The 18,520-nt window shown below is 66.4% G+C and carries 24 protein-coding genes; all 24 read left to right on the forward strand.

Annotation, left to right across the window (positions count from 1 at the left end; genetic code table 11):
* The first annotated feature begins 57 nt into the window (after positions 1–57).
* The 24 genes from H181DRAFT_RS26740 to rplF all read left to right on the forward strand — a co-directional run bounded on the left by H181DRAFT_RS26740 (position 58) and on the right by rplF (position 18,520).
* On the forward strand, positions 58–3,957 hold the full coding sequence (locus tag H181DRAFT_RS26740; RefSeq protein ID WP_045867029.1) for a DNA-directed RNA polymerase subunit beta': 3,900 nt from the start codon (positions 58–60) through the stop codon (positions 3,955–3,957).
* A 107-nt stretch (positions 3,958–4,064) separates the two neighbouring features.
* Positions 4,065–4,553, forward strand: a complete 489-nt coding sequence (locus tag H181DRAFT_RS26745) for a DUF1707 and DUF4190 domain-containing protein (protein WP_045867082.1) — start codon at positions 4,065–4,067, stop codon at positions 4,551–4,553.
* 282 nt (positions 4,554–4,835) lie between these two features.
* The gene (rpsL, locus tag H181DRAFT_RS26750) at positions 4,836–5,207 is read left to right on the forward strand and encodes a 30S ribosomal protein S12 (RefSeq protein WP_003948652.1); all 372 of its coding nucleotides are present in this window, start codon (positions 4,836–4,838) and stop codon (positions 5,205–5,207) included.
* A 2-nt stretch (positions 5,208–5,209) separates the two neighbouring features.
* Positions 5,210–5,680, forward strand: coding sequence for a 30S ribosomal protein S7 (gene rpsG, locus H181DRAFT_RS26755; protein WP_045867030.1), 471 nt, complete (start codon positions 5,210–5,212; stop codon positions 5,678–5,680).
* A gap of 39 nt (positions 5,681–5,719) precedes the next feature.
* Positions 5,720–7,843: an elongation factor G gene (fusA, locus tag H181DRAFT_RS26760; RefSeq protein ID WP_045867031.1), complete on the forward strand. Its 2,124-nt coding sequence runs from the start codon at positions 5,720–5,722 to the stop codon at positions 7,841–7,843.
* Positions 7,844–8,063: 220 nt separating this feature from the next.
* Positions 8,064–9,257 carry an elongation factor Tu gene (gene tuf / locus H181DRAFT_RS26765; RefSeq protein ID WP_045867032.1) on the forward strand — a complete coding sequence of 398 codons (1,194 nt, stop codon included), beginning with the start codon at positions 8,064–8,066 and terminating at the stop codon, positions 9,255–9,257.
* 154 nt (positions 9,258–9,411) lie between these two features.
* Entirely contained in the window at positions 9,412–9,843 is a 432-nt protein-coding gene (panD, locus tag H181DRAFT_RS26770) for an aspartate 1-decarboxylase (protein ID WP_045867033.1), read from the forward strand.
* A 548-nt stretch (positions 9,844–10,391) separates the two neighbouring features.
* Positions 10,392–10,700: a 30S ribosomal protein S10 gene (gene rpsJ, locus H181DRAFT_RS26775; RefSeq protein WP_016909683.1), complete on the forward strand. Its 309-nt coding sequence runs from the start codon at positions 10,392–10,394 to the stop codon at positions 10,698–10,700.
* Between the two features lie 16 nt (positions 10,701–10,716).
* Positions 10,717–11,361 (forward strand): 50S ribosomal protein L3, encoded by a 645-nt coding sequence (rplC, locus tag H181DRAFT_RS26780; protein ID WP_045867034.1) that lies wholly within the window; start codon positions 10,717–10,719, stop codon positions 11,359–11,361.
* A gap of 8 nt (positions 11,362–11,369) precedes the next feature.
* Positions 11,370–12,029 carry a 50S ribosomal protein L4 gene (gene rplD / locus H181DRAFT_RS26785; protein WP_045867035.1) on the forward strand — a complete coding sequence of 220 codons (660 nt, stop codon included), beginning with the start codon at positions 11,370–11,372 and terminating at the stop codon, positions 12,027–12,029.
* On the forward strand, positions 12,029–12,361 hold the full coding sequence (rplW, locus tag H181DRAFT_RS26790; protein ID WP_045867036.1) for a 50S ribosomal protein L23: 333 nt from the start codon (positions 12,029–12,031) through the stop codon (positions 12,359–12,361). Before rplD ends, rplW begins: the two co-directional genes overlap by 1 nt.
* A gap of 39 nt (positions 12,362–12,400) precedes the next feature.
* Positions 12,401–13,237 (forward strand): 50S ribosomal protein L2, encoded by an 837-nt coding sequence (gene rplB / locus H181DRAFT_RS26795; protein WP_045867037.1) that lies wholly within the window; start codon positions 12,401–12,403, stop codon positions 13,235–13,237.
* Between the two features lie 14 nt (positions 13,238–13,251).
* Positions 13,252–13,533, forward strand: a complete 282-nt coding sequence (gene rpsS, locus H181DRAFT_RS26800; RefSeq protein ID WP_028433864.1) for a 30S ribosomal protein S19 — start codon at positions 13,252–13,254, stop codon at positions 13,531–13,533.
* A 41-nt stretch (positions 13,534–13,574) separates the two neighbouring features.
* Complete coding sequence (gene rplV, locus H181DRAFT_RS26805; RefSeq protein ID WP_045867038.1) at positions 13,575–13,922, forward strand: 50S ribosomal protein L22; 348 nt, start codon at positions 13,575–13,577, stop codon at positions 13,920–13,922.
* Positions 13,922–14,758: a 30S ribosomal protein S3 gene (gene rpsC / locus H181DRAFT_RS26810; protein WP_045867039.1), complete on the forward strand. Its 837-nt coding sequence runs from the start codon at positions 13,922–13,924 to the stop codon at positions 14,756–14,758. Before rplV ends, rpsC begins: the two co-directional genes overlap by 1 nt.
* 5 nt (positions 14,759–14,763) lie before the next feature.
* Positions 14,764–15,183 (forward strand): 50S ribosomal protein L16, encoded by a 420-nt coding sequence (gene rplP, locus H181DRAFT_RS26815; RefSeq protein ID WP_045867040.1) that lies wholly within the window; start codon positions 14,764–14,766, stop codon positions 15,181–15,183.
* Positions 15,183–15,407, forward strand: a complete 225-nt coding sequence (rpmC, locus tag H181DRAFT_RS26820; RefSeq protein ID WP_028433254.1) for a 50S ribosomal protein L29 — start codon at positions 15,183–15,185, stop codon at positions 15,405–15,407. The genes rplP and rpmC overlap by 1 nt, the downstream gene beginning before the upstream one ends.
* Positions 15,407–15,715, forward strand: a complete 309-nt coding sequence (rpsQ, locus tag H181DRAFT_RS26825) for a 30S ribosomal protein S17 (protein ID WP_045867041.1) — start codon at positions 15,407–15,409, stop codon at positions 15,713–15,715. The genes rpmC and rpsQ overlap by 1 nt, the downstream gene beginning before the upstream one ends.
* A 128-nt stretch (positions 15,716–15,843) precedes the next feature.
* A complete protein-coding gene (rplN, locus tag H181DRAFT_RS26830) occupies positions 15,844–16,212 on the forward strand; it encodes a 50S ribosomal protein L14 (protein ID WP_019354942.1) in 369 nt (122 codons plus the stop codon).
* A gap of 3 nt (positions 16,213–16,215) precedes the next feature.
* Positions 16,216–16,539 carry a 50S ribosomal protein L24 gene (gene rplX, locus H181DRAFT_RS26835; protein ID WP_028433869.1) on the forward strand — a complete coding sequence of 108 codons (324 nt, stop codon included), beginning with the start codon at positions 16,216–16,218 and terminating at the stop codon, positions 16,537–16,539.
* Positions 16,539–17,099: a 50S ribosomal protein L5 gene (rplE, locus tag H181DRAFT_RS26840; RefSeq protein ID WP_045867042.1), complete on the forward strand. Its 561-nt coding sequence runs from the start codon at positions 16,539–16,541 to the stop codon at positions 17,097–17,099. The genes rplX and rplE overlap by 1 nt, the downstream gene beginning before the upstream one ends.
* Before the next feature lie 2 nt (positions 17,100–17,101).
* Entirely contained in the window at positions 17,102–17,287 is a 186-nt protein-coding gene (locus H181DRAFT_RS26845; RefSeq protein WP_028433259.1) for a type Z 30S ribosomal protein S14, read from the forward strand.
* 271 nt (positions 17,288–17,558) lie between these two features.
* Entirely contained in the window at positions 17,559–17,957 is a 399-nt protein-coding gene (gene rpsH, locus H181DRAFT_RS26855) for a 30S ribosomal protein S8 (RefSeq protein ID WP_045867043.1), read from the forward strand.
* A 23-nt stretch (positions 17,958–17,980) separates the two neighbouring features.
* Entirely contained in the window at positions 17,981–18,520 is a 540-nt protein-coding gene (rplF, locus tag H181DRAFT_RS26860) for a 50S ribosomal protein L6 (protein WP_045867044.1), read from the forward strand.

The raw sequence follows: 18,520 nt of genomic DNA on the forward strand, positions 1-18,520 counted from the left end.
GCCTCCAAACCCCGTTCAGACCATTCATCGACACAACCCTGAGAGGGATTGACGAGAGTGCTCGACGTCAACTTCTTCGACGAACTGCGGATCGGCCTCGCCACCGCCGACGACATCCGTCAGTGGTCGCACGGCGAGGTCAAGAAGCCGGAGACCATCAACTACCGCACGCTCAAGCCCGAGAAGGACGGACTCTTCTGCGAGAAGATCTTCGGTCCGACCCGGGACTGGGAGTGCTACTGCGGCAAGTACAAGCGCGTCCGCTTCAAGGGCATCATCTGTGAGCGCTGCGGCGTCGAGGTGACCCGCGCCAAGGTGCGCCGTGAGCGGATGGGCCACATCGAACTGGCCGCGCCCGTCACGCACATCTGGTACTTCAAGGGCGTCCCGTCCCGTCTGGGCTACCTGCTCGACCTCGCCCCGAAGGACCTGGAGAAGGTCATCTACTTCGCGGCGTACATGATCACGTACGTCGACGAGGAGCGCCGTACGCGCGACCTGCCCTCCCTGGAGGCGCACGTCGGCGTCGAGCGTCAGCAGATCGAGCAGCGCCGCGACGCCGACCTCGAGGCCCGGGCCAAGAAGCAGGAGTCCGACCTGGCCGAGCTCGAGGCCGAGGGCGCCAAGGCGGACGTCCGCCGCAAGGTGCGCGAGGGCGCCGAGCGCGAGATGAAGCAGCTCCGCGACCGCGCGCAGCGCGAGATCGACCGTCTCGACGAGGTGTGGTCGCGCTTCAAGAACCTGAAGGTCCAGGACCTGGAGGGCGACGAGCTGCTCTACCGCGAGCTGCGCGACCGCTTCGGGACCTACTTCGACGGCTCCATGGGCGCCGCTGCTCTGCAGAAGCGCCTGGAGACGTTCGACCTGGACGAGGAGGCGGAGCGCCTCCGCGAGATCATCCGTACCGGCAAGGGCCAGAAGAAGACCCGTGCGCTCAAGCGCCTCAAGGTCGTCTCCGCCTTCCTGCAGACCAGCAACAGCCCCAAGGGCATGGTGCTCGACTGCGTGCCGGTGATCCCGCCGGACCTGCGTCCGATGGTCCAGCTGGACGGTGGCCGTTTCGCGACCTCCGACCTGAACGACCTCTACCGCCGCGTCATCAACCGGAACAACCGTCTGAAGCGTCTGCTCGACCTCGGTGCGCCCGAGATCATCGTGAACAACGAGAAGCGGATGCTCCAGGAGGCCGTCGACGCGCTCTTCGACAACGGCCGCCGCGGCCGCCCGGTCACGGGCCCCGGCAACCGTCCGCTGAAGTCGCTGTCCGACATGCTCAAGGGCAAGCAGGGCCGCTTCCGTCAGAACCTGCTCGGTAAGCGCGTCGACTACTCGGCCCGTTCCGTGATCGTCGTCGGCCCGCAGCTCAAGCTGCACCAGTGCGGTCTGCCGAAGGCGATGGCGCTGGAGCTGTTCAAGCCGTTCGTGATGAAGCGCCTGGTCGACCTGAACCACGCGCAGAACATCAAGTCGGCCAAGCGCATGGTCGAGCGCGGGCGCACGGTCGTGTACGACGTGCTGGAAGAGGTCATCGCGGAGCACCCGGTGCTGCTCAACCGCGCACCGACCCTGCACCGTCTCGGCATCCAGGCCTTCGAGCCGCAGCTGGTCGAGGGCAAGGCCATTCAGATCCACCCGCTCGTGTGCACCGCGTTCAACGCGGACTTCGACGGTGACCAGATGGCCGTGCACCTGCCGCTGTCGGCGGAGGCGCAGGCCGAGGCCCGCATCCTGATGCTGTCCTCGAACAACATCCTCAAGCCGGCCGACGGCCGTCCGGTGACCATGCCCACGCAGGACATGGTGCTCGGGCTGTTCTTCCTCACCACCACCGAGGAGCAGCGCGAGACGGTCGGCGACGGCAGGTCGTTCAACTCCACCGCCGAAGCGATCATGGCCTTCGACGCCGGGGAGCTCTCGCTCCAGGCCGAGATCGACATCCGCTTCCCGATCGGCTCCGTGCCGCCGGCGGACTGGACGCCGCCGATGCCCGAGCAGGGCGAGCCCGAGTGGCAGCCTGGTGACGGCTTCCGGCTGCGGACGACGCTGGGCCGCGCGCTCTTCAACGAGCTGCTGCCCGAGGAGTACCCGTACGTCGAGTACTCGGTCGGCAAGAAGGAGCTCTCGCAGATCGTCAACGATCTGGCCGAGCGCTACCCGAAGGTGACCGTCGCCGCGGCGCTGGACAACCTGAAGTCGGCCGGTTACTACTGGGCGACCCGTTCGGGCGTCACCATCGCCATCTCGGACGTCGTCGTCCCCGACGCCAAGCCGGAGATCATCGCCGGTTACGAGGCGCAGGACGAGAAGGTCCAGAAGCAGTACGAGCGCGGTCTGATCACCAAGGACGAGCGCACGCAGGAGCTCATCGCGATCTGGACGAAGGCGACCAACGAGGTCTCCGAGGCGATGAGCGAGAACTTCCCGAAGACGAACCCGATCTTCATGATGGTCGACTCGGGCGCCCGAGGGAACATGATGCAGATGCGTCAGATCGCGGGTATGCGCGGTCTGGTGTCCAACGCGAAGAACGAGACCATCCCGCGGCCCATCAAGGCGTCGTTCCGTGAGGGTCTCTCCGTGCTGGAGTACTTCATCTCCACGCACGGTGCCCGTAAGGGTCTCGCGGACACCGCTCTGCGTACCGCCGACTCCGGCTACCTGACGCGTCGCCTCGTCGACGTCTCGCAGGACGTGATCATCCGCGAGGAGGACTGCGGCACCGACCGCGGCCTCAAGCTGGAGATCGCGGCCAAGGGCGCCGACGGCGTGCTGCGCAAGGCGAACGACGTCGAGACGAGCGTGTACGCGCGCTGCCTCGCCGAGGACATCGTCGTCGACGGCAAGGTGCTGGCCCCGGCGGGCACCGACCTGGGCGACGTGCTCATCGACGAGCTGGTGCGGCACGGCGTGGAGACGGTCAAGACCCGCTCGGTCCTCACCTGCGAGTCGGCGGTCGGCACGTGCGCCATGTGCTACGGGCGTTCGCTGGCCACCGGCAAGCTGGTCGACATCGGCGAGGCCGTCGGCATCATCGCGGCCCAGTCCATCGGTGAGCCCGGCACCCAGCTGACGATGCGTACCTTCCACACCGGTGGTGTGGCCGGTGACGACATCACGCAGGGTCTGCCGCGTGTCGTCGAGCTGTTCGAGGCCCGTACGCCCAAGGGCGTGGCGCCGATCTCCGAGTCGGCCGGCCGGGTCCGCATCGAGGAGACGGAGAAGACCAAGAAGGTCGTCGTCACCCCGGACGACGGCTCGGACGAGACCTCGTACGCCGTGTCGAAGCGTGCACGTCTGATGGTGGGCGAGGGCGACCACGTGAGCGTCGGCCAGGCGCTGACGGTGGGTGCCACCAACCCGCACGACGTGCTGCGCATCCTCGGCCAGCGTGCGGTCCAGGTGCACCTGGTCGGCGAGGTCCAGAAGGTCTACAACTCGCAGGGCGTGTCGATCCACGACAAGCACATCGAGATCATCATCCGGCAGATGCTGCGCCGCGTGACGATCATCGAGTCCGGCGACGCCGAGCTGCTGCCGGGCGAGCTGGTGGAGCGCACGAAGTTCGAAGGTGAGAACCGTCGGGTCGTGCAGGAAGGCGGCCACCCCGCCTCCGGCCGTCCGCAGCTGATGGGTATCACCAAGGCTTCGCTGGCCACCGAGTCGTGGCTGTCGGCGGCGTCCTTCCAGGAGACGACCAGGGTCCTCACCGACGCGGCGATCAACGCCAAGTCGGACTCCCTGATCGGCCTCAAGGAGAACGTCATCATCGGTAAGCTCATCCCGGCCGGTACGGGCCTGTCCCGCTACCGCAACATCCGGGTGGAGCCCACCGAGGAGGCCAAGGCCGCGATGTACTCGGCCGTCGGCTACGACGACATCGACTACTCGCCGTTCGGTACGGGCTCCGGCCAGGCCGTTCCGCTCGAGGACTACGACTACGGGCCGTACAACGCCTGAGCCGGTCCGGCGGCCTGCGCCGAAGTCATAGCTCTGCTACAGAGGGCGGTCACCCCTACCCGGGATGGCCGCCCTCTGTGCAATATGAGGTTCTGGGGGTGGTGCGGATGCTGGCGGGAAACGCGGACCGGGACCGAGCGGGCGATGTGCTCAAGGCCGCCTACGCGGAGGGCAGGCTGACGAAGGACGAGTACGACTACCGCATCGGCCGTGCCATGGCCGCGCGCACGATCGAGGAGCTGCAGCAGCTCACCGCGGACGTCCCCAACGGCCCCAGCGCCCTGCCGCCCACCTATCAACGGCCCCAGCCGCACCCGCAGGGGCAGCTGATGCCTCTGCAGCAGCAGCCGATCGTCCCGTACGCTCCTCCGCACAGGCCGCAGAACGGCGCGGCGACGGCGGCGCTGGTCTGCGGGATCGTCTCGCCGCTGGTGTGGGGGCTTTCGGCCATCCCCGCGGTGATCCTCGGGCACAAGGCGCGGAACGAGATCAGGCGTACCGGTGAGCAGGGCGAGGGCGCCGCGACGGTGGGGCTCGTTCTCGGCTGGCTGTGGATCGCACTGGGCGCGCTGCTGATGCTGTTCGTCGTGGGCTGAGGGCCCCTGCGAGCTGCACTTCGGCTGCGTGGATACTTGTTTTGACCGGGGACGACGCGATAGGTACGCTCTGACCTTGTGCCTGGGGTGCCCCCTGCGCTCCCGTAAGCGGATCTGACGCTCGGGAAAAGAGTCGGCGGCACCGGAATCTGCATGCCTTTCACCTGAGAGGTCCCTCGTTTCAGCGCGAGACCGTGCAGTCTCCGACACACCCGACCTCGTGGGTCGGGGATGTGGCCCAGGTTAGTTTTACCGAGACGGCACACAGAAACCGGAGAAACTGTGCCTACGATCCAGCAGCTGGTCCGGAAGGGCCGGCAGGACAAGGTCGAGAAGAACAAGACGCCCGCACTTGAGGGTTCCCCTCAGCGTCGTGGCGTCTGCACGCGTGTCTTCACCACCACCCCGAAGAAGCCGAACTCGGCCCTGCGTAAGGTCGCGCGTGTGCGTCTGACCAGTGGGATCGAGGTCACGGCCTACATTCCGGGTGAGGGCCACAACCTGCAGGAGCACTCCATCGTGCTCGTGCGCGGCGGCCGTGTGAAGGACCTGCCGGGTGTTCGCTACAAGATCATCCGCGGCTCCCTCGACACGCAGGGCGTCAAGAACCGCAAGCAGGCTCGCAGCCGCTACGGCGCCAAGAAGGAGAAGTAAGCATGCCTCGTAAGGGCCCCGCCCCGAAGCGCCCGGTCATCATCGACCCGGTGTACGGCACTCCTCTGGTGACCTCCCTCATCAACAAGGTGCTGCTGAACGGCAAGCGTTCCACCGCGGAGCGCATCGTCTACGGCGCCATGGAGGGCCTGCGTGAGAAGACGGGCAACGACCCGGTCATCACGCTGAAGCGCGCGCTGGAGAACATCAAGCCGACCCTCGAGGTCAAGTCCCGTCGTGTCGGTGGCGCCACCTACCAGGTGCCGGTCGAGGTCAAGCCCGGCCGCGCCTCCACTCTCGCGCTGCGCTGGCTCGTGGGCTACGCCCGCGCCCGCCGTGAGAAGACCATGACCGAGCGCCTGCTGAACGAGCTGCTCGACGCCTCCAACGGCCTCGGCGCAGCAGTGAAGAAGCGCGAGGACACCCACAAGATGGCCGAGTCCAACAAGGCCTTCGCGCACTACCGCTGGTAGTCGCAGACCCCATCGAGACCGAGAGAAGACTGAAGCCTTATGGCTACCACTTCACTTGACCTGGCCAAGGTCCGGAACATCGGGATCATGGCCCACATCGACGCGGGCAAGACGACGACCACCGAGCGGATCCTGTTCTACACCGGTCGCAGCTACAAGATCGGTGAGGTCCACGACGGCGCCGCCACGATGGACTGGATGGCCCAGGAGCAGGAGCGCGGCATCACGATCACGTCTGCCGCGACGACCACTCACTGGCCGCTCAACGACGTCGACTACACCATCAACATCATCGACACCCCGGGGCACGTCGACTTCACCGTCGAGGTGGAGCGTGCGCTGCGTGTGCTCGACGGTGCGGTGACGGTGTTCGACGGCGTGGCCGGCGTCGAGCCGCAGTCCGAGACCGTCTGGCGGCAGGCGGACCGGTACGGCGTGCCGCGTATCTGCTTCGTCAACAAGCTCGACCGGACCGGCGCGGAGTTCCACCGCTGCGTCGACATGATCGTGGACCGCCTCGGCGCGGTGCCGCTGGTCATGCAGCTTCCGATCGGGACCGAGGCGGACTTCAAGGGCGTCGTCGACCTCGTCAGCATGAAGGCGATGGTCTGGTCGCCCGAGGCGAAGATGGGCGAGATGTACGACACCGTCGACATCCCGGCCACGCACCTCGAGGCCGCCGACGAGTGGCGCGGCAAGCTGCTCGAGGCCGTCGCGGAGAACGACGAGGAGATGATGGAGCTGTACCTGGAGGGCCAGGAGCCCACCGAGGAGCAGCTCTACACGGCGATCCGCCGCATCACTCTCGCCTCCACCGGCGCCGAGGGCACGATCACGGTCACCCCGGTGTTCTGCGGCACCGCGTTCAAGAACAAGGGCGTGCAGCCCCTGCTCGACGCGATCGCCCGCTACCTTCCCTCCCCGCTGGACGTCGAGGCCATCGAAGGCCACTCCGTCAAGGACTCGGAAGAGGTCCTGACGCGGAAGCCGTCCGAGGAGGAGCCGATGTCGGCGCTCGCTTTCAAGATCGCGAGCGACCCGCACCTCGGCAAGCTGACCTTCATCCGTGTCTACTCCGGCAAGCTGACCACCGGCTCGCAGGTGATGAACTCGGTGAAGGGCAAGAAGGAGCGCATCGGCAAGATCTACCGGATGCACGCGAACAAGCGTGAGGAGATCGAGTCGGTGGGTGCCGGCGACATCGTCGCCGTCATGGGTCTCAAGCAGACCACCACCGGCGAGACCCTCTGCGACGCGAGCAACCCGGTGATCCTGGAGTCGATGGAGTTCCCGGCTCCGGTGATCGAGGTCGCCATCGAGCCGAAGTCGAAGGGCGACCAGGAGAAGCTGGGCGTCGCGATCCAGCGGCTGGCCGAGGAGGACCCGTCCTTCCAGGTCAAGACCGACGAGGAGACCGGCCAGACGATCATCGCGGGCATGGGCGAGCTGCACTTGGACGTGCTGGTCGACCGCATGAAGCGCGAGTTCAAGGTCGAGGCCAACGTCGGCAAGCCGCAGGTGGCGTACCGCGAGTCGCTGCGCAAGCCGGTCGACAAGGTGGACTACACCCACAAGAAGCAGACCGGTGGTTCCGGTCAGTTCGCGAAGGTGCAGATCGCTGTCGAGCCGCTCGAGGGTGACGGATACGAGTTCGTCAACCAGGTCACCGGTGGCCGCATCCCCAGGGAGTACATCCCGTCCGTGGATGCCGGCTGCCAGGAGGCCATGGAGTTCGGTGTGCTGGCGGGCTACCCGCTGACCGGCGTCCGCGTGACGCTGCTCGACGGTGCCTTCCACGACGTCGACTCCTCCGAGATGGCGTTCAAGATCGCCGGTTCCATGGCGTTCAAGGATGCCGCCCGGAAGGCGAGCCCGGCCCTGCTGGAGCCCATGATGAAGGTCGAAGTCACCACGCCCGAGGAGTACATGGGCGACGTGATCGGCGACATCAACTCCCGCCGTGGCCAGGTTCAGTCCATGGACGACAGGAGTGGCGCCAAGCTCGTCACCGGCCTGGTCCCGCTGTCGGAGATGTTCGGTTACGTCGGCGACTTGCGCAGCAAGACCTCCGGCCGCGCCAACTACTCCATGCAGTTCGACTCCTACGCCGAGGTTCCGCGGAGCGTCGCAGAGGAGATCATCGCGAAGGCCAAGGGCGAGTAACTCGACGTTCCTCACCCATTAGGCTGGAGCAAAGGCATTCGGGGCACTCCGGCACAGACCGTACGGCTCGTCCGGCGGCTGTGCCGGGGTCCCGGCCGCCAGCCCCCCAGGGAACCGGTCAAGGGCAACCCCCTCGGGGTCCTGGCCAGTTCATAACGACCACCTGAACCCCTCCGCAGAATGTGGAGGGTGTACAGCACCAGTCCACAGGAGGACCCCAGTGGCGAAGGCGAAGTTCGAGCGGACTAAGCCGCACGTCAACATCGGCACCATCGGTCACATCGACCACGGTAAGACGACTCTTACCGCGGCGATCACCAAGGTGCTGCACGACAAGTACCCGGAGCTGAACGAGGCTTCCGCGTTCGAGAACATCGACAAGGCGCCGGAAGAGCGCCAGCGCGGTATCACCATCTCCATCGCGCACGTCGAGTACCAGACGGAGAACCGTCACTACGCGCACGTGGACTGCCCGGGTCACGCGGACTACATCAAGAACATGATCACCGGTGCCGCCCAGATGGACGGTGCCATCCTCGTGGTCGCCGCCACCGACGGCCCGATGCCGCAGACCAAGGAGCACGTCCTCCTGGCCCGCCAGGTCGGCGTTCCCTACATCGTGGTCGCCCTCAACAAGGCGGACATGGTGGACGACGAGGAGATCATGGAGCTCGTCGAGCTCGAGGTCCGTGAGCTGCTCTCGGAGTACGAGTTCCCGGGTGACGACGTCCCCGTCGTCAAGGTCTCGGCGCTCAAGGCCCTTGAGGGCGACGCCGAGTGGGCCGACTCCGTCGTCAAGCTGATGGACGCCGTCGACGGCGCGATCCCGCAGCCCGAGCGTGACGTCGAGAAGCCGTTCCTGATGCCGATCGAGGACGTCTTCACGATCACCGGTCGCGGCACGGTCGTCACCGGCCGTATCGAGCGCGGTGTGCTGAAGGTCAACGAGAATGTCGACATCATCGGCATCAAGGAGACCAAGACCTCGACGACCGTCACCGGCATCGAGATGTTCCGCAAGCTCCTCGACGAGGGCCAGGCCGGTGAGAACGTCGGTCTGCTCCTCCGTGGCATCAAGCGCGAGGACGTCGAGCGCGGCCAGGTCATCATCAAGCCGGGTTCGGTCACGCCGCACACCGAGTTCGAGGCGCAGGCGTACATCCTGTCGAAGGACGAGGGTGGCCGTCACACCCCCTTCTTCAACAACTACCGTCCGCAGTTCTACTTCCGCACCACGGACGTGACCGGCGTCGTGACCCTCCCCGAGGGCACCGAGATGGTCATGCCGGGCGACAACACCGAGATGAGCGTCCAGCTCATCCAGCCCGTCGCCATGGAAGAGGGCCTGAAGTTCGCCATCCGTGAGGGTGGCCGTACGGTGGGCGCCGGCCAGGTCACCAAGATCAACAAGTGACCTCGACGCACTAGCGTTCCCGGCCATCGATGCTGGGGGAGAGGGCCCGTACGACTCCGGTCGTGCGGGCCCTCTTCGTTGCCCGTCTACGATGGACGAGCCGGCGCGCACCTCTGCCACGGGGGCGCGACCCACTCTCTCCTGGAGCGACTTCATGCTGCGCACCATGTTCAAATCCAAGATCCACCGTGCGACGGTGACACAGGCGGACCTGCACTACGTGGGATCCGTCACCGTCGACGCCGAACTCATGGACGCCGCCGACCTGTTGGCGGGTGAGCTCGTCCACATCGTCGACATCACGAACGGCTCGCGGCTGGAGACGTACGTGATCGAGGGCGAGCGCGGCTCCGGTGTGATCGGTGTCAACGGAGCCGCGGCGCACCTGGTTCACCCCGGTGATCTGGTCATCCTCATCAGCTACGCGCAGGTCGACGACGCGGAGGCGCGATCACTGCGGCCCGCCGTCGTGCACGTCGACGCGGACAACCGGATCGTCGGACTGGGTGCGGACGCCGGTGAGCCGGTACCGGGCAGTGACTCGGTGAGGAGCCCGCTGGCCGTTCCGGCCTCGACGGTGAGCTAGGCAATAGCGCTCTGGCCTGCGGCGCCCGGGAAACTCATCGGCGACTCCTCAGCAGGTGTTGCCGGTTGCTCACTGTGTGGATCCGGGCGCCTCGGAACGCGGAGACAGCGCACTCGAAGTGCTGAACGCCACACGGGGATTCGCCCGGTGGAATCCATCGAAAGCCGTGAACACGGGCCTGTCGGCCGCTGTGGGCTCGATTGGCATGAGCCAAACGCCTTATGGCACACTGTGCAGGTTGCTCGGTTGAGTGCCGATGCTGTGCGCCTCCCGCCGGGAGGACTGGAAGCGAGTCCCAGAGTATTCGTCGCTCCTTATCAGGAGCGGAAGTACGGGAATCTTCCGGGAAGTGCAGGAGGGGCTTCCAGCCAGGCACCTGGTGGGTCTGTACCCCCGGTTCTTCCTCTCGCAGGGAACACACCGCGATTCGTCGCGGCTCGCTGCCGGAAGGAAGCCGACACGCCCGACCGCGTGGGTCGGACGGGTCGATCGGAGGACAGAACCCACGGGTTCCAGAGCGTTACGAGAGACAGGACTACGAAGTAGCCATGGCGGGACAGAAGATCCGCATCCGGCTCAAGGCCTACGACCACGAGGTCATCGACAACTCGGCGAAGAAGATCGTCGAGACGGTGACCCGCACTGGAGCGTCGGTCGCGGGCCCGGTGCCGCTGCCCACAGAGAAGAACGTGTACTGCGTCATCAAGTCGCCGCACAAGTACAAGGACGCGCGCGAGCACTTCGAGATGCGCACCCACAAGCGTCTGATCGACATCCTCGACCCGACGCCCAAGACCGTTGACTCGCTGATGCGCCTGGACCTCCCGGCCGGCGTCGACATCGAGATCAAGCTCTGAGGGGTGCGGGAAGAAGATGGCTAAGCAGATCAAGGGAGTCCTGGGCGAGAAGCTCGGCATGACCCAGGTCTGGGACGACAAGAACCGCGTCGTTCCCGTGACCGTCGTCAAGGCCGGGCCCAATGTCGTGACCCAGGTCCGCACCGCAGACAAGGACGGCTACGAAGCCGTTCAGATCGCCTTCGGCGAGATCGACCCGCGCAAGGTGAACAAGCCCCTCAAGGGCCACTTCGCCAAGGCCGACGTCACTCCCCGCCGCCACCTCGTCGAGCTGCGTACCGCTGACGCCAGCGAGTACACCCTCGGCCAGGAGATCACCGCCGACACCTTCGAGTCGGGCGGCAAGGTGGACGTGACCGGTAAGTCCAAGGGCAAGGGCTTCGCCGGTGGCATGAAGCGCCACGGCTTCCGCGGCGGCAAGGCTTCGCACGGTGCGCACCGCGTGCACCGCAAGCCCGGCGCCATCGGCGGCTGCGCCACCCCCGGCCGTGTCTTCAAGGGCACGAGGATGGCCGGCCGCATGGGCAACGAGCGGGTCACCACCCAGAACCTGACCGTCCATGCCGTTGACGCGGAGAAGGGCCTGCTGCTCATCAAGGGCGCAGTCCCCGGTCCGAACGGCGGCCTCGTCCTGGTCCGTACAGCGGCCAAGGGGGCCTGAGGTAACCGATGAGCACCATTGACATCCTTTCGCCGGCCGGCGACAAGACCGGGACCGTCGACCTCCCCTCGGAGATCTTCGACGTGCAGGTCAGCGTTCCGCTGATCCACCAGGTCGTCGTCGCGCAGCTGGCCGCTGCCCGACAGGGCACGCACAAGACCAAGACCCGCGGCGAGGTCCGCGGCGGTGGCAAGAAGCCGTACCGCCAGAAGGGCACCGGCCGCGCCCGCCAGGGCTCGACCCGCGCGCCGCAGTTCGCCGGCGGTGGCGTCGTGCACGGCCCCGTCCCGCGTGACTACTCGCAGCGGACCCCGAAGAAGATGAAGGCGGCCGCTCTGCGCGGTGCCCTCTCGGACCGGGCCCGTCACAGCCGGGTGCACGTCGTCTCCGGCGTCGTCGAGAACGAGATCTCGACGAAGGCCGCCAAGACGCTGCTGGGCAAGATCAGCGAGCGCAAGCACGTGCTGCTGGTCGCCGAGCGCGGCGACGAGCAGGCATGGCTGTCCGCTCGCAACCTGCCCCAGGTGCACATCCTGGAGCCGGGACAGCTGAACACGTACGACGTGCTGGTCTCCGACGACGTGGTCTTCACGAAGGCCGCCTTCGAGTCCTTCGTGGCCGGCCCGCAGAAGGCCGCCACCTCTGAGCTCGAAGGGAGCGACGCCTGATGAGCGAGGCGAACGCCGCAACGGCCACCAGCAAGACGTTCACGGACCCCCGTGACATCTTGATCAAGCCGGTGGTCTCGGAGAAGAGCTACGCACTGCTGGACGAGGGCAAGTACACCTTCATCGTCGACCCGCGTGCCAACAAGACCCAGATCAAGCAAGCCGTCGAGGCGGTCTTCTCGGTCAAGGTCAGCGGGGTCAACACCCTCAACCGCCAGGGCAAGCGCAAGCGCACCCGCACCGGTTACGGCAAGCGCGCCGACACCAAGCGCGCTGTGGTGACCCTCGCCGAGGGCGACCGTATCGACATCTTCGGCGGCCCGGTCTCCTGACGGAGACAGGACCGTCCGATATCGGACGAGGACTGAGAAATGGGTATCCGCAAGTACAAGCCGACGACTCCGGGCCGTCGTGGCGCCAGTGTCGCCGACTTCGTCGAGGTCACGCGGTCCACGCCGGAGAAGTCGCTGGTCCGCCCGCTGCACAGCAAGGGCGGCCGTAACAACGCCGGTCGTGTGACCGTTCGCCACCAGGGTGGTGGCCACAAGCGCGCCTACCGCGTGATCGACTTCCGTCGTCACGACAAGGACGGCGTGCCGGCAAAGGTCGCGCACATCGAGTACGACCCGAACCGCACCGCACGCATCGCACTGCTGCACTACGTCGACGGCGAGAAGCGCTACATCCTCGCCCCGGCCGGCCTGAAGCAGGGCGCGCGCGTGGAGAACGGCCCCGGGGCCGACATCAAGCCGGGCAACAACCTGGCGCTGCGCAACATCCCGGTCGGTACGACCATCCACGCCATCGAGCTGCGGCCCGGCGGCGGCGCGAAGTTCGCCCGGTCCGCCGGTGCGTCCGTGCAGCTGCTGGCGAAGGAGGGCCGCATGGCCCACCTGCGCATGCCGTCCGGTGAGATCCGCCTGGTCGACGTCCGCTGCCGCGCCACTGTCGGCGAGGTCGGCAACGCCGAGCAGTCGAACATCAACTGGGGCAAGGCCGGCCGAATGCGCTGGAAGGGCGTCCGCCCGACCGTCCGCGGTGTGGTCATGAACCCGATCGACCACCCGCACGGTGGTGGTGAGGGTCGTACCTCCGGTGGCCGCCACCCGGTTTCGCCGTGGGGTCAGAAGGAGGGCCGTACGCGCTCGCCGAAGAAGGCCAGCAACAAGTACATCGTCCGCCGCCGCAAGACGAACAAGAAGCGCTAGGAGGCGGGTTTTAGATGCCGCGCAGTCTCAAGAAGGGGCCCTTCGTCGACGACCACCTGACCAAGAAGGTGGACGCCCAGAACGAGGCCGGCTCCAAGAACGTCATCAAGACCTGGTCCCGCCGCTCCATGATCGTCCCGGCCATGCTCGGCCACACGATCGCGGTGCACGACGGCCGCAAGCACGTCCCGGTGTTCGTCACCGAGTCGATGGTCGGCCACAAGCTCGGCGAGTTCGCGCCGACCCGCACCTTCCGCGGCCACGTCAAGGACGACCGCAAGTCGCGTCGTCGCTGATGGCGGGTGTGAAGACTATGACTGACACCGAAGGGACAACCATGGAAGCCAGGGCCTCCGCGCGCTACGTGCGCGTCACGCCCATGAAGGCCCGCCGGGTGGTGGACCTTGTCCGTGGCATGGCTGCCACGGAGGCTCAGGCGGTCCTGCGCTTCGCCCCGCAGGCCGCGAGCGTGCCGGTGGGCAAGGTGCTGGACAGCGCAATCGCCAACGCCGCCCACAACTACGACCACACGGACGCCGACAGCCTCTTCATCTCCGAGGCCTACGTCGACGAAGGCCCGACCCTGAAGCGGTTCCGGCCGCGCGCCCAGGGGCGTGCCTACCGGATCCGCAAGCGGACGAGCCACATCACCGTGGTCGTGAGCAGCAAGGAAGGAACCCGGTAATGGGCCAGAAGGTAAACCCGCACGGGTTCCGCCTCGGCATCACCACCGACTTCAAGTCGCGGTGGTACGCCGACAAGCTCTACAAGGACTACGTCAAGGAAGACGTCGCGATCCGCAAGATGCTCACGCAGGGCATGGAGCGGGCCGGCATCTCCAAGGTCGAGATCGAGCGCACCCGCGACCGTGTCCGGGTCGACGTGCACACCGCGCGTCCGGGCATCGTCATCGGCCGCCGCGGCGCGGAGGCCGACAGGCTCCGGGGCAACCTGGAGAAGCTGACCGGCAAGCAGATCCAGTTCAACATCCTCGAGGTCAAGAACCCCGAGACGGATGCGCAGCTGGTGGCCCAGGCCGTCGCCGAGCAGCTGTCCTCCCGCGTCTCCTTCCGTCGCGCCATGCGCAAGAGCATGCAGACGACGATGAAGGCCGGCGCGAAGGGCATCAAGATCCAGTGTGGTGGCCGTCTCGGCGGCGCCGAGATGTCCCGCTCGGAGTTCTACCGCGAGGGCCGCGTGCCCCTGCACACGCTCCGCGCGAACGTCGACTACGGCTTCTTCGAGGCCAGGACCACCTTCGGCCGCATCGGCGTGAAGGTCTGGATCTACAAGGGTGACGTCAAGAACATCGCTGAGGTCCGCGCCGAGAACGCCGCCGCCCGTGCGGGCAACCGCCCGTCGCGTGGTGGCGGTAACGACCGCCCCCGTCGTGGTGGCGAGCGTGGCGGTCGCGGCCGTAAGCCGCAGCAGCAGAGCGCACCCGCCGAGGCCCCCAAGGCCGAGGCAGTGGCTCCCGCTGGTGCGGCCGCAGAACCCGGCGCTGCCGGGAAGGAGGGCTGACCGCCATGCTTATCCCGCGCAGGGTCAAGCACCGCAAGCAGCACCACCCGAAGCGCTCGGGCATGGCCAAGGGTGGCACCGAAGTCAGCTTCGGTGAGTACGGCATCCAGGCAGTCACCGCTGCCTATGTGACGAACCGGCAGATCGAGGCAGCTCGTATCTCCATGACCCGTCACATCAAGCGTGGTGGCAAGGTCTGGATCAACATCTACCCGGACCGCCCGCTCACGAAGAAGCCCGCCGAGACCCGCATGGGTTCCGGTAAGGGTTCTCCGGAGTGGTGGGTCGCGAACGTCAAGCCTGGGCGCGTGATGTTCGAGCTGTCCTACCCGAACGAGAAGATTGCCAAGGAGGCGCTCACCCGCGCCGCCCACAAGCTTCCGATGAAGTGCCGCATCGTTCGGCGCGAGGCAGGTGAGTCGTGATGGCGGCCGGGACCAAGGCCTCCGAGCTGCGTGAGCTGGGCGACGAGGAGCTTCTCGGCAAGCTTCGCGAGTCCAAGGAAGAGCTGTTCAACCTCCGCTTCCAGGCGGCGACCGGGCAGTTGGAGAACCACGGCCGCCTCAAGGCCGTGCGTAAGGACATCGCCCGGATCTACACCCTGATGCGTGAGCGCGAGCTGGGCATCGAGACGGTGGAGAGCGCCTGATGAGCGAGACGAATGTGACTACAGCAGACAAGAGCGGCTCCGCCGCGGGCAAGCAGGAGCGCGGCTTCCGCAAGACCCGTGAGGGTCTGGTCGTCAGCGACAAGATGGACAAGACCGTCGTCGTCGCCGTCGAGGACCGCGTGAAGCACGCGCTGTACGGCAAGGTCATCCGCCGTACCAACAAGCTCAAGGCTCACGACGAGCAGAACGCCGCCGGGGTCGGCGACCGTGTCCTCCTCATGGAGACCCGGCCGCTGTCCGCGACCAAGCGCTGGCGCATCGTCGAGATCCTCGAGAAGGCGAAGTAACCAGTTCCGTCCAGGAATTGGCAGGCAAACAGCCTGGGGACCCCCAGGACAGTTCCGCCAGGCTCGGCAGGGCGCGCCCGTCTCGGGCGTGACCCTGCCGGGAACCGGCAGACGATCAGGAGATAGACGTGATCCAGCAGGAGTCCCGGCTGCGCGTCGCCGACAACACGGGTGCGAAAGAGATTCTCACCATCCGTGTGCTCGGCGGTTCGGGCCGGCGCTACGCGGGCATCGGTGACGTCGTCGTCGCTACCGTCAAGGACGCGATCCCCGGCGGGAACGTGAAGAAGGGCGACATCGTCAAGGCCGTCATCGTGCGCACCGTGAAGGAGCGCCGCCGGCCCGATGGCTCGTACATCCGCTTCGACGAGAACGCGGCGGTCATCCTCAAGAACGACGGTGACCCTCGCGGCACCCGCATCTTCGGCCCCGTGGGCCGGGAGCTGCGCGAGAAGAAGTTCATGAAGATCATCTCGCTCGCGCCGGAGGTGCTGTAACCGATGAAGATCAAGAAGGGCGACCTGGTCCAGGTCATCACCGGCAAGGACAAGGGCAAGCAGGGCAAGGTCATCGTGGCCTACCCCCGCGAGGACCGCGTCCTGGTCGAGGGTGTCAACCGGGTCAAGAAGCACACCAAGGCCGGCCAGACCGCTCGTGGTTCGAAGACGGGCGGAATCGTGACGACCGAGGCTCCGGTCCACGTGAGCAACGTGCAGCTCGTGGTGGAGAAGGACGGCAAGAAGGTCGTCACCCGCGTCGGATACCGCTTCGATGACGACGGCAACAAGATCCGCGTTGCCAAGCGGACCGGTGAGGACATCTGATGACTGCCACCACAGAAGCACCGCGCCTCAAGCAGCGCTACCGCTCCGAGATCAAGGGCAAGCTGCACGACGAGTTCAAGTACGAGAACGTCATGCAGGTTCCCGGTCTCACCAAGATCGTGGTCAACATGGGTGTGGGCGACGCCGCCCGCGACTCCAAGTTGATGGACGGAGCCGTCCGCGACCTGGCCACGATCACCGGCCAGAAGCCGGCCGTGACCAAGGCCCGTAAGTCCATCGCGCAGTTCAAGCTGCGTGAGGGCCAGCCGATCGGTGCCCACGTGACGCTGCGTGGCGACCGGATGTGGGAGTTCCTCGACCGCCTGCTGTCGCTCGCGCTGCCGCGCATCCGCGACTTCCGCGGTCTGTCGCCGAAGCAGTTCGACGGCAGGGGCAACTACACCTTCGGTCTCACGGAGCAGGTCATGTTCCACGAGATCGACCAGGACAAGATCGACCGGGTCCGGGGCATGGACATCACCGTGGTCACCACGGCGACCAGCGACGACGAGGGGCGTGCCCTGCTTCGTCACCTCGGATTCCCGTTCAAGGAGAACTGATCATGGCGAAGAAGGCTCTGATCTCCAAGGCCAGCCGCAAGCCGAAGTTCGCTGTCCGCGCGTACACGCGCTGCCAGCGCTGCGGCCGTCCGCACTCCGTCTACCGCAAGTTCGGCCTGTGCCGTGTGTGCCTTCGCCAGATGGCGCACCGCGGCGAGCTGCCGGGCGTGACCAAGAGCTCCTGGTAACCCTCCAGGCCGTACGGGAAGCGCTCCACAGGGGCGTCTCCCGGCGGCAGGATCCTCCGGGATCCAGGGTCAACCAGGGCTCTCGGTAAGAGCATCAAGGCCGTCGGGGGTCCATCCGCACATGGCTTAGGCTTGTGTGGTTGGGCGCTCGCCGTCCATGACCGTCTTACTACGCCGTAGGTCCCCGCACCCCACCCGTCCCGTCTGCGAAGCACGGGGAGAGGGAGGGCGCATACAGGAAACCCCGGCGAGAGAGGCCGAAGGCCATCACATGACCATGACCGATCCGATCGCAGACATGCTGACACGTCTGCGGAACGCGAACTCGGCGTACCACGACTCTGTCGCGATGCCGCACAGCAAGATCAAGTCGCACATCGCGGAGATCCTCCAGCAGGAGGGCTACATCACCGGCTGGAAGACCGAGGACGCGCCGGTCGGCAAGAACCTCGTTCTCGAGCTGAAGTTCGGGCCCAACCGCGAGCGCTCGATCGCCGGCATCAAGCGGATCTCGAAGCCCGGCCTGCGGGTCTACGCAAAGTCCACCAACCTGCCGAAGGTGCTCGGCGGCCTGGGCGTGGCGATCATCTCCACGTCGCACGGTCTCCTCACCGGCCAGCAGGCGCAGAAGAAGGGCGTGGGTGGGGAAGTCCTCGCCTACGTCTGGTAACGGAAGGGAACGGAGGAAAAGCAATGTCGCGAATCGGCAAGCTCCCCATCCAGGTTCCCGCCGGTGTGGACGTCACCATCGATGGCCAGGCGGTCGCCGTGAAGGGGCCCAAGGGTTCCCTCTCGCACACCGTTGCCGCGCCCATCGAGATCGCGAAGGACGATGACGGCAAGCTCGTCGTCACCCGTCCCAACGACGAGAGCCGGAACAGGGCCCTGCACGGTCTGTCCCGCACGCTGGTGGCGAACATGATCACTGGCGTGACCAACGGATTCAGCAAGGACCTCGAGATCAGCGGCGTCGGTTACCGCGTCCAGGCGAAGGGCTCCAACCTGGAGTTCTCGCTGGGCTACAGCCACCCGATCCTGGTCGAGGCGCCGGAAGGCATCTCGTTCAAGGTCGAGTCGCCGACCAAGTTCTCGGTCGAGGGCATCGACAAGCAGAAGGTCGGCGAGGTCGCAGCCAACATCCGCAAGCTGCGCCGCCCGGACCCGTACAAGGCCAAGGGCGTCAAGTACGCGGGCGAGACCATCCGCCGCAAGGTCGGAAAGGCTGGTAAGTAG

This window comes from Streptomyces sp. WMMB 714 (assembly GCF_900090125.1).
GTDB classification, from domain to species: Bacteria; Actinomycetota; Actinomycetes; order Streptomycetales; family Streptomycetaceae; genus Streptomyces; species Streptomyces daqingensis.

Coding starts and splice junctions, on each gene's coding strand:
- rplF (WP_045867044.1), top strand. CDS start 17,981: ATGTCGCGAATCGGCAAGCTCCCCATCCAGGTTCCCGCCGGTGTGGAC.
- rplP (WP_045867040.1), top strand. CDS start 14,764: ATGCTTATCCCGCGCAGGGTCAAGCACCGCAAGCAGCACCACCCGAAG.
- rpsJ (WP_016909683.1), top strand. CDS start 10,392: ATGGCGGGACAGAAGATCCGCATCCGGCTCAAGGCCTACGACCACGAG.
- rpsQ (WP_045867041.1), top strand. CDS start 15,407: ATGAGCGAGACGAATGTGACTACAGCAGACAAGAGCGGCTCCGCCGCG.
- rplX (WP_028433869.1), top strand. CDS start 16,216: ATGAAGATCAAGAAGGGCGACCTGGTCCAGGTCATCACCGGCAAGGAC.
- rplV (WP_045867038.1), top strand. CDS start 13,575: ATGGAAGCCAGGGCCTCCGCGCGCTACGTGCGCGTCACGCCCATGAAG.
- rplW (WP_045867036.1), top strand. CDS start 12,029: ATGAGCGAGGCGAACGCCGCAACGGCCACCAGCAAGACGTTCACGGAC.
- rpsC (WP_045867039.1), top strand. CDS start 13,922: ATGGGCCAGAAGGTAAACCCGCACGGGTTCCGCCTCGGCATCACCACC.
- rpsG (WP_045867030.1), top strand. CDS start 5,210: ATGCCTCGTAAGGGCCCCGCCCCGAAGCGCCCGGTCATCATCGACCCG.
- rplB (WP_045867037.1), top strand. CDS start 12,401: ATGGGTATCCGCAAGTACAAGCCGACGACTCCGGGCCGTCGTGGCGCC.
- rpsH (WP_045867043.1), top strand. CDS start 17,559: ATGACCATGACCGATCCGATCGCAGACATGCTGACACGTCTGCGGAAC.
- rplC (WP_045867034.1), top strand. CDS start 10,717: ATGGCTAAGCAGATCAAGGGAGTCCTGGGCGAGAAGCTCGGCATGACC.
- fusA (WP_045867031.1), top strand. CDS start 5,720: ATGGCTACCACTTCACTTGACCTGGCCAAGGTCCGGAACATCGGGATC.
- H181DRAFT_RS26845 (WP_028433259.1), top strand. CDS start 17,102: ATGGCGAAGAAGGCTCTGATCTCCAAGGCCAGCCGCAAGCCGAAGTTC.
- rpmC (WP_028433254.1), top strand. CDS start 15,183: ATGGCGGCCGGGACCAAGGCCTCCGAGCTGCGTGAGCTGGGCGACGAG.
- rplE (WP_045867042.1), top strand. CDS start 16,539: ATGACTGCCACCACAGAAGCACCGCGCCTCAAGCAGCGCTACCGCTCC.
- rplD (WP_045867035.1), top strand. CDS start 11,370: ATGAGCACCATTGACATCCTTTCGCCGGCCGGCGACAAGACCGGGACC.
- H181DRAFT_RS26745 (WP_045867082.1), top strand. CDS start 4,065: ATGCTGGCGGGAAACGCGGACCGGGACCGAGCGGGCGATGTGCTCAAG.
- panD (WP_045867033.1), top strand. CDS start 9,412: ATGCTGCGCACCATGTTCAAATCCAAGATCCACCGTGCGACGGTGACA.
- rpsS (WP_028433864.1), top strand. CDS start 13,252: ATGCCGCGCAGTCTCAAGAAGGGGCCCTTCGTCGACGACCACCTGACC.